General features: G+C 61.2%; 14 protein-coding genes, 1 pseudogene and 1 riboswitch. Of the genes and pseudogenes, 11 read left to right on the top strand and 4 right to left on the bottom strand.

The features are described 5' to 3' along the window. Positions 1–125: 125 nt before the first annotated feature. From ACA054_RS07195 to ACA054_RS07180, 4 genes are read left to right on the top strand one after another with little or no spacing between them, the layout of a single operon-like run. Positions 126–1,103, top strand: a complete 978-nt coding sequence (locus ACA054_RS07195) for a Bug family tripartite tricarboxylate transporter substrate binding protein (RefSeq protein ID WP_497688784.1) — start codon at positions 126–128, stop codon at positions 1,101–1,103. Between the two features lie 58 nt (positions 1,104–1,161). Beyond that, on the top strand, positions 1,162–1,620 hold the full coding sequence (locus ACA054_RS07190) for a tripartite tricarboxylate transporter TctB family protein (protein WP_497688783.1): 459 nt from the start codon (positions 1,162–1,164) through the stop codon (positions 1,618–1,620). A gap of 1 nt (position 1,621) precedes the next feature. Next, positions 1,622–3,136: a tripartite tricarboxylate transporter permease gene (locus ACA054_RS07185; RefSeq protein ID WP_497688782.1), complete on the top strand. Its 1,515-nt coding sequence runs from the start codon at positions 1,622–1,624 to the stop codon at positions 3,134–3,136. After that, entirely contained in the window at positions 3,129–4,169 is a 1,041-nt protein-coding gene (locus ACA054_RS07180; RefSeq protein WP_497688781.1) for an AbrB family transcriptional regulator, read from the top strand. The genes ACA054_RS07185 and ACA054_RS07180 overlap by 8 nt, the downstream gene beginning before the upstream one ends. A gap of 112 nt (positions 4,170–4,281) precedes the next feature. Here ACA054_RS07180 and ung read toward each other — a convergent pair whose 3' ends face one another. Beyond that, the gene (ung, locus tag ACA054_RS07175) at positions 4,282–4,974 is read right to left on the bottom strand and encodes a uracil-DNA glycosylase (RefSeq protein WP_497688780.1); all 693 of its coding nucleotides are present in this window, start codon (positions 4,972–4,974) and stop codon (positions 4,282–4,284) included. 132 nt (positions 4,975–5,106) lie between these two features. Here ung and dspII point away from each other — a divergent pair, with 132 nt between their 5' ends. Further along, complete coding sequence (dspII, locus tag ACA054_RS07170; protein WP_497688779.1) at positions 5,107–6,219, top strand: enoyl-CoA hydratase/isomerase DspII; 1,113 nt, start codon at positions 5,107–5,109, stop codon at positions 6,217–6,219. Between the two features lie 138 nt (positions 6,220–6,357). On the opposite strand, the pseudogene ACA054_RS07165 reads toward dspII, so the two are convergent. Continuing rightward, positions 6,358–6,539, bottom strand: a pseudogene (locus ACA054_RS07165) (group II intron reverse transcriptase/maturase); the annotation flags it as partial. Between the two features lie 17 nt (positions 6,540–6,556). Between ACA054_RS07165 and ACA054_RS07160 the strand changes: the two are divergent. After that, positions 6,557–7,105 carry a P-loop NTPase family protein gene (locus ACA054_RS07160; protein WP_497688778.1) on the top strand — a complete coding sequence of 183 codons (549 nt, stop codon included), beginning with the start codon at positions 6,557–6,559 and terminating at the stop codon, positions 7,103–7,105. A gap of 367 nt (positions 7,106–7,472) precedes the next feature. Here ACA054_RS07160 and ACA054_RS07155 read toward each other — a convergent pair whose 3' ends face one another. Then, on the bottom strand, positions 7,473–7,922 hold the full coding sequence (locus ACA054_RS07155; protein ID WP_497688777.1) for a hypothetical protein: 450 nt from the start codon (positions 7,920–7,922) through the stop codon (positions 7,473–7,475). Between the two features lie 167 nt (positions 7,923–8,089). Continuing rightward, positions 8,090–8,338: a hypothetical protein gene (locus ACA054_RS07150; RefSeq protein WP_497688776.1), complete on the bottom strand. Its 249-nt coding sequence runs from the start codon at positions 8,336–8,338 to the stop codon at positions 8,090–8,092. A 277-nt stretch (positions 8,339–8,615) separates the two neighbouring features. After that, positions 8,616–8,716, top strand: a riboswitch (guanidine-I (ykkC/yxkD leader). 60 nt (positions 8,717–8,776) lie between these two features. Here ACA054_RS07150 and ACA054_RS07145 point away from each other — a divergent pair. The 5 genes from ACA054_RS07145 to ACA054_RS07125 are packed head-to-tail and all read left to right on the top strand — an operon-like array spanning position 8,777 to position 12,864. Beyond that, positions 8,777–9,844, top strand: coding sequence for a putative urea ABC transporter substrate-binding protein (locus ACA054_RS07145; protein ID WP_497688775.1), 1,068 nt, complete (start codon positions 8,777–8,779; stop codon positions 9,842–9,844). A 15-nt stretch (positions 9,845–9,859) separates the two neighbouring features. After that, positions 9,860–10,675 carry an ABC transporter permease gene (locus ACA054_RS07140; RefSeq protein WP_497688774.1) on the top strand — a complete coding sequence of 272 codons (816 nt, stop codon included), beginning with the start codon at positions 9,860–9,862 and terminating at the stop codon, positions 10,673–10,675. After that, positions 10,672–11,451, top strand: coding sequence for an ABC transporter ATP-binding protein (locus ACA054_RS07135; RefSeq protein ID WP_497688773.1), 780 nt, complete (start codon positions 10,672–10,674; stop codon positions 11,449–11,451). The genes ACA054_RS07140 and ACA054_RS07135 overlap by 4 nt, the downstream gene beginning before the upstream one ends. Before the next feature lie 22 nt (positions 11,452–11,473). Continuing rightward, positions 11,474–12,199: an urea amidolyase associated protein UAAP1 gene (locus ACA054_RS07130; protein ID WP_497688772.1), complete on the top strand. Its 726-nt coding sequence runs from the start codon at positions 11,474–11,476 to the stop codon at positions 12,197–12,199. Positions 12,200–12,210: 11 nt separating this feature from the next. Continuing rightward, positions 12,211–12,864: an urea amidolyase associated protein UAAP2 gene (locus ACA054_RS07125; RefSeq protein WP_497688771.1), complete on the top strand. Its 654-nt coding sequence runs from the start codon at positions 12,211–12,213 to the stop codon at positions 12,862–12,864. Positions 12,865–12,909: the final 45 nt, after the last annotated feature.

Genomic DNA, 12,909 nt, shown 5'->3' with positions numbered 1-12,909 from the left:
TACGCTTGCCAGCGCCGAAGCCGGCTGCCCGTCGTTCAGTCCCTGCGGACTTGAACATGCCAGCACCGCGCGAAATCGTCGCACCTGAATCATCCCGAAAAACAACAACTCCTGTGGAGACAAAAATGAATCGATCACTGCGCCGTTTCGCCCTCGCCGCCAGCGTCATGCTGTTCGCCGGCCAACTGATGGCCGAGCCGAAACGCCCGGAATGCATCGCCCCGGCCTCGCCCGGCGGCGGTTTCGACCTGACCTGCAAACTGGCGCAGAGCGCGCTGGTCAACGAAAAGCTGCTGACCAAACCGATGCGCGTGACCTACATGCCCGGCGGTGTCGGCGCGGTGGCCTACAACGCAGTCGTCGCCCAGCGCCCGGCGGATGCCGGCACGCTGGTGGCCTGGTCCAGCGGCTCGCTGCTGAACCTGGCCCAGGGCAAGTTCGGTCGTTTCGATGAAACCAACGTGCGCTGGCTGGCCGCCGTCGGCACCAGTTACGGCGCCATCGCGGTGAAAAGCGATTCGCCCTACAAGACCCTGGACGATTTGGTGCAGGCGCTGAAGAAAGATCCGAGCAAAGTGGTGATCGGTTCCGGTGGCACCGTCGGCAGCCAGGACTGGATGCAGACCGCCCTGATCGCCAAGGCCGCCGGGATCAACCCGCGTGACCTGCGTTACGTGGCGCTCGAAGGCGGCGGTGAAATCGCCACCGCCCTGCTCGGCGGCCACATCCAGGTCGGCAGCACCGACATCTCCGACTCCATGCCGCACATCCAGAGCGGCGACATGCGTCTGCTGGCGGTGTTCTCCGAGAAGCGCCTGGACGAGCCGGAAATGAAAGACATTCCGACCGCCAAGGAACAAGGCTACGACATCGTCTGGCCGGTGGTGCGCGGTTTCTACCTCGGGCCAAAAGTCAGCGATGAAGACTACGCCTGGTGGAAGGACTCCTTCGACAAACTGCTGGCCTCACCTGAGTTCGCCAAGCTGCGCGATCAGCGTGAACTGTTCCCGTTCGCCATGACCGGCCCGGAGCTGGACACCTACGTGAAGAAGCAGGTGGCGGACTACAAAGTGCTGGCCAAAGAGTTCGGCCTGATCCAGTGATCGTCTCTGTCTAGCGGTCACGGCTGGCGATTGCGCAGCCGTGGCCCAGGAGTTCCCCATGCTCTTACAACGCATTTTTGCTTCGGTGCTGTTGCTGGCCTGTCTCGGCCTCGCACTGATGGCCTGGCCGTATCAAGCGGCTTTTTCCTATGAACCGGTGGGGCCTCGGGCCTTCCCGTTGCTGATGCTCGGCCTGATGGGCTCAGCGCTGTTGTACATGGTGTTCCGTCCGGCACCGATCAAACACAGTGATGACGAGCCGCCGCTGGATCGCGAAACCCTGACCAAAATCGGAATCTGTGTGGTGCTGTTGCTGGTGTTCGCCGGCACCTTCGAACCGCTGGGCTTCATCGTCGCCAGCATCCTGATCGGCGTGCCCATGGCCCGTCTGTATGGCGGTCGCTGGGTGCCGAGCATCGTGATCATCAGTCTGATGGCCGTCGGCCTCTACCTGCTGTTCGACAAGTTGATGGACGTGCCGCTGCCACTTGGCGTGCTCGACGTTCTGGAGAACTGATATGGATACTCTTGGCTATTTGGGTCAGGGCTTCGGCGTCGCGCTGAGCCCGTACAATCTGGTGACCGCGTTGTGCGGCACCCTGATCGGTACGGTGGTCGGCCTGTTGCCGGGCCTGGGACCGATCAATGGCGTGGCACTGCTGATACCGATCGCATTCGCCCTCGGCCTGCCACCGGAGTCGGCGCTGATCCTGCTGGCGGCGGTGTACCTGGGTTGTGAATACGGCGGCCGGATCAGCTCGATCCTGCTGAACATTCCAGGTGAAGCCTCCACCGTGATGACCACCCTCGATGGTTATCCGATGGCCCGCAAAGGCTTGGCCGGTGTGGCGTTGTCGCTGTCGGCGTGGAGCTCGTTCATCGGCGCTTTCATCGCCACTTGCGGCATGGTGCTGTTTGCCCCGCTGCTGGCGAAATGGGCGATCGCCTTCGGCCCGGCGGAATACTTCGTGTTGATGGTGTTCGCGATCGTTTGCCTGGGCGGCATGGCCGGTGACCGACCGTTGAAAACCTTTATCGCAGCACTGATCGGCCTGTTCCTGTCGACGGTCGGCATCGATGCCAACAGTGGCGTGTACCGTTTCACCGGTGACAACATCCACCTGACTGACGGCATTCAGTTCGTGGTGCTGGTGCTGGGCCTGTTCTCCATCAGTGAAATCCTCCTGTTACTGGAGAAAACCCACCACGGCCAGGAAGCGGTGAAAGCCACCGGGCGCATGATGTTCAACTTCAAGGAAGCGGCGTCGGTGTTCGTGGTGAACATCCGTTGCGGCGTACTGGGTTTCATCATGGGCGTATTGCCGGGCGCCGGTGCGACCCTGGCCAGCGCCGTGGCCTACATGACCGAAAAACGCATGGCGGGTGCCAAGGGTACTTTCGGCCAGGGCGACATGCGCGGCCTCGCGGCGCCGGAAACCGCCATCGGCGGCGCCGCCTGCGGTGCGCTGGTACCGATGCTGACCCTCGGCGTTCCAGGTTCGGGCACAACGGCGGTGATGATCGGCGCCCTGTCGCTGTACAACATCACCCCCGGTCCGCTGCTGTTCCAACAGCAACCGGACATCGTCTGGGGCCTGATCGCTTCGTTGTTCATCGCCAACGTGATGCTGGTGATCCTCAACATCCCGATGATTCGCATCTTTACCCGCATTCTCGCCGTACCGAATTGGGCGCTGGTGCCGGTGATCGCGATCATTACCGGGATCGGCGTCTACGCGGTGCACGCCACCACCTTCGACCTGTTCCTGATGATTGGTATCGGCATCTTCGGCTACATTCTGCGCAAGCTGGACTTCCCCCTGTCGCCGGTGCTGCTGGGGTTCATTCTCGGAGGCCTGATGGAGCAGAACCTGCGCCGTGCCCTGTCGATCTCCAACGGTGCGCTGGAAATCCTCTGGTCGAGCCCGATCACTTTCGGTTGCTGGGTCCTGACGGCGATCATGCTGTTGATGCCGATCATCCGCATCTGGCGCAAACGTTCGGCCGCGCAACGCGTTATCGCCGATGTCTGATCGGTCCCCCTTCAAACTCTGGTGGGGAACCCCGCTGGTCGGCCTGATTGGCGGTTTCCTCGCCAGCCAGGTCGGCTGGCCTTTGCCGTGGATGGTCGGCTCGTTGCTGGCGATCATCCTCGTGCGCAGCCTGACATCCTGGCAACTGGCGGAAATCCCTGGTGGGCGCAAGTGCGGCCAGTGGATCGTCGGCATCGGCATCGGCCTGCACTTCACCCCGGTGGTGATGGAGCAGGTGCTGAGTCATTTCGGTTTGATCTTCTTCGGTGCGTTGGTCACCAGCCTCTCGGCGGTGGTCGGCGTGTGGTTGATGCGCCGCACCGGTGAAGATCGCGCCACTGCATTTTTTTCCAGCATGCCCGGCGGTTCCGGGGAGATGGTCAACCTCGGCGCACGCAATGGCGCGGTGCTCAGTCGGGTGGCGGCGGGCCAGAGTTTGCGAGTCCTGGTCGTCGTACTTTGCGTACCGGCAGCGTTCAAATACCTGCTGGGTGACGGCGCACCGATTGCCTACGCTGGCAGCATCGATTGGCGCTGGCTGGCGGTGTTGTTTCCGGCAGGGGCGGTGGCGGCCTGGATCTGGGAACGCCTGCGTCAACCCAATCCCTGGCTGTTCGGCCCCTTGCTGGTGAGCGCAGGGGTCAGCATCAGTTGGGACCTGCATATCGGCTTGCCCAACGGCGGCAGCCAGATCGGCCAATGGCTGATCGGCAGCGGCCTGGGGTGTCACTTCAATCGGCAGTTTTTTCGTCGCGCGCCGTCGTTCATGGGGCGGACATTGATCGGTACGGTGCTGACCATGTTGATCGCCACGGTGGCAGCGCTGGGATTGAGTGCGCTGACCCACCTGGACTTGCGCTCGCTGACGCTGGGCATGATGCCCGGCGGGATTGCCGAGATGAGCCTGACGGCCGAAACCTTGCAACTCTCGGTGCCGTTGGTGACGGCGATGCAGGTGATGCGGTTGTTGTTTGTGTTGTTTCTGGCGGAGCCGTTGTTCAAGTATTGGAACCGAAACCCGGATTCAGCCTGATAAACCGAGGCGCCCTTTTCGCGAGCAGGCTCGCTCCCACATTGGATTTGCGGTGATCACAAAACCCTGTGGGAGCGAGCTTGCTCGCGATGGGGCCGGCCCGGCCAACGCATCAAACCGGTGGCAACCGCCACTCGATCGGCGTCTCGCCATTCTGCTCCAGAAACTTATTGGTCCGGCTGAAGTGCCCGCACCCGAGGAAGCCACGATAGGCCGACAGCGGTGACGGGTGCACCGAGGTCAGCACCAGGTGCTTGGTGGCATCGATCAGCTTCTGTTTGCTCTGGGCATGGGCGCCCCACAGCATAAACACCAGGTGCGGCTGCTGCTGGCTGACCACTTCAATGATCCGGTCGGTGAAAAACTGCCAGCCCTTGTCCTTGTGCGCGTTGGCGTTGGCACGCTCCACGGTCATGGTGGTATTGAGCATCAACACGCCCTGCTCGGCCCAGCTTTGCAGGTAGCCGTGGCTGGGGATGTCGATGTTCAGGTCGCGCTTCAACTCTTTATAGATATTGACCAGCGACGGCGGCGCCGGCACGCCCGGTTGCACCGAGAAACACAGGCCGTGGGCCTGGCCTGGGCCGTGATAGGGGTCCTGGCCAAGAATGACCACCTTGACCTTGTCCAGCGGCGTGGAATTGAGCGCGTTGAAGATCATCGGACCCGGCGGATAGATTTCCTTGCCCGCCGCCCGCTCCTCCTGGAGGAATTTTCGCAACTCTGCCATGTAGGGCTGGTCGAATTCGGCACGCAGTGCCTCCTTCCAGCTCGGTTCGAGTTTGATACGGTCGTCAGCAGTCATGGTTACATCCGGCAAAAACTATGGGGCGCACCCTAGGAAAGCCCATCACGCTTGTCAATTGATCTGACGCCGATCCGGCACTTTCCCACACAGCGATCATACTTAACCCTCAAATTCCCGAGCGAGGTCACGATGAATCTGCACTTCGAAGAACACACCGGTACTGACGGCGCCCGCATCGGCGTTGCCACCCTGGATGCCGAGCAATCGTTGAACGCCCTGTCATTGCCGATGATCAACGCTCTGCGCGACAGGTTGGACGCTTGGGCGAAGGAACCACAAATCGTTTGCGTCATGCTGCGCGGCAACGGCATCAAGGCTTTTTGCGCTGGCGGTGAAGTGCGCAGCCTGGTCGAGGCCTGTCGTGCCCATCCGGGCGAAGTGCCGCCCCTGGCTGCGCACTTCTTCGCCGCGGAATATCGCCTGGACTTCAACCTGCATACCTATCCAAAACCGCTGATCTGCTGGGGTCACGGCTATGTGCTCGGCGGCGGCATGGGGCTGCTGCAGGGGGCGAACATTCGTATTGTCACACCGAGCAGCCGGCTGGCCATGCCGGAGATCACCATCGGCCTGTACCCGGACGTCGGTGCCAGTTGGTTCCTGTCACGGTTGCCCGGCAAGCTCGGATTGTTTCTCGGCTTGACCGGTGCCCACATGAATGGTCGTGATGCGATCGACCTGGACCTGGCTGATCGTTTCCTGCTCGATGAGCAACAGCCAGAGCTGATCGAAGGCCTGCTGCAGTTGAACTGGCAGGAACAGACGCCGATGCAGCTCAACAGTCTGCTCAAGGCCTTGCAGCAGAAGGCCGTTGCGCAGATGCCCGAAGCCCAGTGGCTGCCGCGCCGCGAGCAAATCGATGAACTGCTGGATGTCAGTGATGTGCGCTGCGCCTGGAAGGCTATCAGCACGCTACGCGATCACACAGACCTGCTGCTCAACCGCGCCGCGCGCAACCTGATAGAAGGCTCGCCGCTGACAGCGCATCTGGTCTGGGAACAGATCAAACGTGCCCGGCATCTGTCACTGGCGCAAGTCTTTGAGATGGAATACACCCTGAGCCTCAACTGCTGTCGCCATCCCGAATTCAGCGAAGGCGTGCGCGCGCGGTTGATCGACAAGGATCAGAAACCCCGCTGGCACTGGCCGGACGTCAACAACGTGCCGGATGCCGTGGTGGAGGCGCATTTCCAAAAGGCCTGGGAAGGCCGTCATCCGCTCGCGGATTTGTCGAATTACTGAAATCCGGATTGAGTAGGTGGCGGATTTACATCCGCCTTCTCTCACACCAACCGAACGTACGGTTCCATATACGGCGGTTCAGATTACACGGCTGAGCCGGTTTATCGTATCCAGTATCGAGACCAGTCCCAGTCGGCCTCACAGTTTCTTCGGCAGGGCCTGATTCATATGCGGCGCTCCGGAGTTACACCATTGACCTCGACCATTGAACGCGGATGTACAGACGCGTTCTTCGTCGAGCCCCAGCTCAGGTTACGCGCCCTCGTTGAGGGCTGCTTCCATTGACGCCAGATGACACAGCGAAGTTTGTCACGCACCCATGTGTGATAATTGAAAAATGAACACTACAGCTTCGGCAATTAAAATAAGGCCCCTTCGAGTATTGATCATGGGAGGGCCGGGTTCCGGCACGTCGACGTTGGCAGCCGCGTTGGCTGAGCAACTATTGTGGCGTCATCTTGAAACGGATGACTTTCAATGGTTGGACAAGGCGCCCCCCTTTACACGAAAGGTAGATGAAGCGACGCGTTTGTGGAATATTCTCGATGCCCTGAATCGTGAGAAGAATGTTGTTGTCGCCGGTTCGATTGTCAATTGGGGAGACGCTTTGGAAAACGCTTTCGACCTTATTGTGTTCAGGGTGCTGGATACATCGATACGTTTGCAGCGGTTGATCGCGCGTGAGCGGCGTTTATATACGGATATTGATCTTGCTTTTATTGATTGGGCAGCTCAATACGAGCAGGGCGGCCGGCCAGGACGGTCCCGAGCGTCACATGAAGCCTGGCTGGGCCAGCGCAGAGGCAAGGTGTTGAGGCTGGAGGGAGATCTTGAGGTGGCGCTGCAAGTGTCCTTGGTTGCTGAGGCAGTGGAGGCGCTGAGCTGAGCGGTTCAAGTTACATCGAGCTGGGCGTGGACACCTCTTCCTGCTTATGCCTGTTCGGGTCTACGTCGCAGCGTTCCGTGGTAAGTACTGGGCTTTAGTAATCATGGCCACCTTACACCGCTGCGCCGCCTCTAACCGCTTCCTGTTCGCAGGCCAGCATTTTGCCTCGGGCTTTCCTTCAGATTCGCAGTCACCCGCGCCCCCCTTGGCTCTTGCTAACACTTCCCCTTGCCGGGTGTGTAGAGGACTTTCACCTTCAAGTCACCAGAGTGGTCACCACAGCCAAGTTGGTTGCGTTTCGCGCAACGCACCATGCCTCGCGCATCACAAAAAAGCGGCGCTTGATGCGCCGCTTGGTCATGCGTGATTAACGGTGATTACCCCGGCCGTCGCGATCGCCGCGCCCATTGCGGTCGCCTCGACGATCGTGTTTGTCGTTTCGTCCGCGACGATGATCATTGTCCCAGCCGCCACGGTTGCGACCGTCCCAACCATGGTTCTGATGCGCCCTGTAGTCCGGCCGGGACTGATAGTAACGAGGAGCCGGTTGGTAATAGCGCGGCGCCGGCTGATAGATCCGCGGCTGGTGGTAATAGCGCGGCGTTGGCTGGTAATACCGCGCTGGCGGCGCGTAATACCGGCGCGGTGGCGTGTAGTAACCGCCGCCATTGGAGTAGTAGGAGTTGCCGCCTGCGTAGTAAGGCGCTGGCGAGGTGTAGACCTCGGAACTGTAATAACCGCCGCCTCCATCGGAATAAGGCACGCATCCACCCAATGACAAACCCAACACGGCAATCAGAAGAATTCGTCTATACATAGCGGCCTCCTGGACCGCGAGTGAACCACACCAGCGACGCTGGCAGGCGACAGTGAAATGTTCTGCGACTGTCGATAGATCAGACATCGAATTCGAGATCTGGTGCGTTCTTGCAACACGTCGAAACATCTCGCCGATGAAAGGTTTTTCATCTATTCACACGCTGATTAGTGGTGGCCGTGACGATATCCACCGCCGTAATAACGTGGCGCGTGACCGCCCCAGTAGAAATAGCGATAACCGCCATAGAAGCGAGGGCCGCCGTAGTAGTAACGCGGGCCGTAGTAGTAGGAATAAGGCGAATAACCGGGATAGTAATAAGGTGCGGGATACGCGACGTCGTAGCCACCGGAATAGTAATAACAGCCGGCCAAGCCCAACCCGAGTACACAACCGAGCAACAATCGACGAAACATGGCGGCCTCCTGAAAGACCCGCAGCCGGTACAGGCCGGCTGACACCTGTTTTGACTCGTTATCCCCGACCAAGTGCACCGCCCTGGCAACCTTCGGATCAGTGGCCAGCGCGTTCCATTGCGGTGCACCCGCGCACCATCACAAGGCAACCCCAAACACCCTTCCTACAGCAACAGTCGAACAATCCCCCGTGCCAGAGCGCTTCAATCGACTTGGCACGTCTCTCGCTTTAGCGAAGACGTGCAGGAGTCATCACAGGTTCGCGGCACCACAATTTGCAATGGCTGACTAGGGTTCCGGCTCGCAAGCGCGAGTGACTGGTCCGAGAGTTGGCGACCTCCAGTTGAGGTTACACGGCGGGACAAAAGCCCGGGAGACAAGCCACCGTTCGCGGTGCCGCTGCCGTCCTGTCCGCCCTTGATCAACTGGAGAACCATCATGTCCCAGCATCGTTTACCCGCCCTGCTCGCCGCTGCCTTCGCAGCCCTCGTGAGCGTCTCGTCCCATGCCGCCCAGAAAGACCACTTCAGCGTCTGCTGGACGATCTACGCCGGCTGGATGCCCTGGGAATACGCCGGCAGCCAAGGCATCGTCGACAAGTGGGCGAAGAAGTACGGCATCAAGATCGATGTGGTGCAGCTCAACGACTACGTCGAATCGATCAACCAGTACACCGCCGGCCAGTTCGACGGCTGCACCATGACCAACATGGACGCGCTGACCATTCCGGCCGCTGGCGGCGTCGACAGCACCGCGCTGATCGTCAGCGACTTCTCCAACGGCAACGACGGCATAGTGCTCAAGGGCGAAGGAAAGAAAGTCGCCGACCTCAAGGGTGCGGACGTCAATCTGGTCGAGCTCTCGGTGTCGCACTACCTGCTGGCCAGGGCCCTGGATTCGGTGGACCTCACCGAGAAAGACCTGAAAGTGGTCAACACCTCCGACGCCGATATCTCCGCCGCCTTCAACACCGATCAGGTCAACGCCGTCACCACCTGGAACCCGATGCTTTCGGACATCAAGGCCAAGCCCGGGGTGACCGAGGTGTTCAATTCCAGCCAGATCCCCGGCGAGATCATGGACATGATGGTGGTCAACTCCCAGACCCTCAAGGACAACCCGGCCCTGGGTAAAGCGCTGACCGGCGCCTGGTTCGAAGTGGTCGAGTTGATGAACGCGAAAAACGCCGCGAGCAAGGCCGCACTGGAGCACATGGCCAAAGCCTCGGGCACCGATCTGGCCGGCTTCCAGGCGCAACTGGACACCACCAGATTGTTCGCCACCCCTCAAGAAGCCCTGGCGTTCAGCACCAGCAAGCAATTGCCGGAAACCATGCGCAAGGTGGCCGAGTTTTCCTTCCAGCACGGCTTGCTCGGTGAGGGTGCCAAAGACACCAGCGCGGTCGGCATGGCCTTCGCCAACGGGGTGACCAGCGGCGACAAGGGCAACCTCAAGCTGCGCTTCGACCCCAGTTACGTGCAGATGGCTGCCGACGCCAAGTTGTAACCAGAGGACTTGGCCATGCGCCTGATCAATCGCCACCCGGATCGCCCGAGTCGCCTGTTGCTGGTGATCCTGCCGTTCGCTCTGCTGCTGTTCGCCTACTTCATGGGCTCGGCCGAGCGCCTGGCGGACAACCCCAACGACAAACTGCTGCCCAGTGCCGTGCAAATGACCGACGCAGTGAAGCGCCTGGCCTTCGTTGCCGACAGCCGCACCGGCGAATACCTGCTTTGGCAGGACAGCGCCTCCAGCCTGCGACGCCTGGCCATCGGCCTGGGCATCAGCGCGCTGGCCGGGCTGTGCCTGGGCATCGCCGCTGGCACCCTGCCGTTGTTCGGCGCGCCGTTGTCGCCGTTGCTGACCGTGCTATCGATGGTGCCGCCGCTGGCGATCCTGCCGATCCTGTTCATCGTCTTCGGGCTGGGGGAATTGTCGAAAGTGATGCTGATCGTGATCGGCATCACCCCGGCCCTGGCCCGTGACCTGGAACAGCGCGCTCGGGAAATCCCCGTGGAACTGCTGATCAAGGCCCAGACCCTCGGTGCATCGACCTGGACCCTGATGCTGCGGGTGGTCCTGCCGCAGTTGCTACCGCGCCTGCTGATCTCGCTGCGCCTGATGCTGGGTTCGGCGTGGCTGTTCCTGATTGCCGCCGAAGCCATCGCGTCCACCGACGGCCTCGGCTACCGGATTTTCCTGGTGCGCCGCTACCTGGCGATGGACGTGATCCTGCCGTACGTGGTGTGGATCACCCTCCTCGCCTGGCTGATGGATTGGGGCCTCAAGCGCCTGACCCTGCGTGCGTTCCCCTGGTATGAAGGAGCGCGGGCATGAGTTTCATCACGGTGAAAAATGTCTGGCAGCAATACGCCGACCAGGTGGTGCTCGAAGGCCTGAACCTGAACGTCAATGAGGGCGAGTTCTGCACGTTGGTCGGCGCCTCCGGTTGCGGCAAATCGACCTTCCTGCGCCTGCTGCTCGGCCAGGAATGCGCCAGTCGTGGCGAGATCCTGCTTGACGGCCAACCGCTGGCCGCTGAACCGGATGCCAGCCGTGGCGTGGTGTTCCAGCGCTACTCGGTGTTCCCGCACTTGAGCGTCCTGGACAACGTCGCCCTCGGCCTCGAACTGCCCCGCTCGCCATTGCTTGGGCGTCTGTTTGGCAGCGCCAAGCGCCAAGCTAGGGAACAGGCTTCGGTGCTGCTGCACAAAGTCGGCCTCGGTCATTCGCTGGACAAGTACCCGGCGCAACTTTCCGGCGGCATGCAACAACGCCTCGCCATCGCCCAGGCGTTGATCATGAAGCCGCGGGTGCTGCTGCTCGACGAACCCTTCGGCGCCCTCGATCCGGGCATCCGCAAAGACATGCACGCCTTGCTCCTGGAGCTGTGGCGCGAGACCCAACTGACGGTATTCATGGTCACCCATGACCTGTCCGAAGGTTTCAGCCTCGGTACCCGTTTGCTGGTGTTCGACAAGGTCCGCGTCGACCCGCACGCCCCCGGCGCCTATGGCGCGCGCATCACTTACGACATCCCTTTGAACAGCGACCGCCGCGCCTGCCGTGCCGCCGTCGATGCCTTGCCAGTGCAACTGGCAGGCGCGCTATGAACCGCTTGAGAGGACTTTCAGAATGACTGATTCGACCCAACTGTTCCCGCCCTTCGCCGAAGAACTGCTGCCCGGCGGCGGCCATCGTTCCTTCGTGCTCAAACGCGGCCAACTGCTGCGCCTGACCGACCTGCGCGGCGGCGCCAACGTCAGCCTGACGCTGCTCAACGCCAATGAAAAAACCGAACGCCTGAACCTGCCCGACAGCCTCAAATGCCAACACACCGCCAAGCTCACCGCCGGCCATTGCCTGTACTCGGACATGGGCCGCGTATTGGCCGCCATCACCGCCGATACTTGCGGTTGGAGCGACAGCCTCGGCGGCGTGCTCTGCGCTGAGGAAGTGGCAGAAAAATATGGCCAGGGCCGCTATCAGGAGCTGCGCAACGGCTTCTTCCGCAACGGCACCGACAACCTGTTGGTGGAACTGGGCAAGTGGGGACTGGGCCTGTCCGACCTGTTGATGACCCTCAACCTGTTCAGCCGCGTGAACGTCGACGACGCCGGGCGTTTCCATTTCGTAGAAGGCAATTCCAAGGCTGGCGACTACATCGAGCTGTACGCGCCGATGGACACCCTGGTGGTGCTCACCGCCCTGCAGCATCCGATGGACCCGGCACCGGAATATGCGCCGAAACCGCTGAAGCTCAGCTGGATGAACGCCGACCCCAGCGTCGCCGAACACTGCCGCACCTCGCGCCCGGAAAACGAGCGCGGCTTCATCAACACCGACCGTCTGTTCGCCTGAGGATCGCTGCCATGTCACTCGCTATCGCTACTACTGACGTTACTACAAGCAGGCAGCCCGAAACTGCGGTCTACCACGCCACCATCCCCGCCGGCGAACCCTGGCTGATGGAGGTCAAGGCCGGCCAGACCCTGCGCATTCTCGATCTGGAAGGCAACCAGGCCGTCGACACCCTGTTCTACAGCGTCGCCAATCCCAAGGAACGCTACGACGTGCAGCGCACGTTGCGCCGCCAGAACAGCGTGTATCTGAGCACTGGCAGCGTGCTCTATTCCAACCTCGGCAAGCCGATGCTGACGATCGTCGCCGACACTTGCGGACGCCATGACTCGCTCGGCGGTGCCTGCGCGCAAGAGAGCAACACCGTGCGCTACGCCCTGGAAAAACGCTACATGCACAGCTGCCGCGACAACTACCTGCGCGCCTGCGTTCACGACGGGCGCCTGGGCAAAGGCGACATCGGCCCGAACATCAATTTCTTCATGAACGTACCGGTCACTGCGGACGGCGGGCTGACTTTCGAAGACGGGATTTCCGCACCGGGCAAATACGTCGACCTGCGCGCCGAGATGGACGTGATCGTGCTGATCTCCAACTGCCCGCAACTGAACAACCCGTGCAACGCCTACAACCCGACCCCTGCGGAGCTGCTGGTATGGAACTGAAAATTTCGCTGTTGCGCCGCTGGTTGTTTGCCCTATGCCAGGCCC

It is taken from the genome of Pseudomonas sp. LBUM1653 (genome assembly GCF_059716115.1).
The sequence above is the reverse complement of the archived record's forward strand: the minus strand, read 5'-3'. Positions and strand labels throughout refer to the sequence as shown.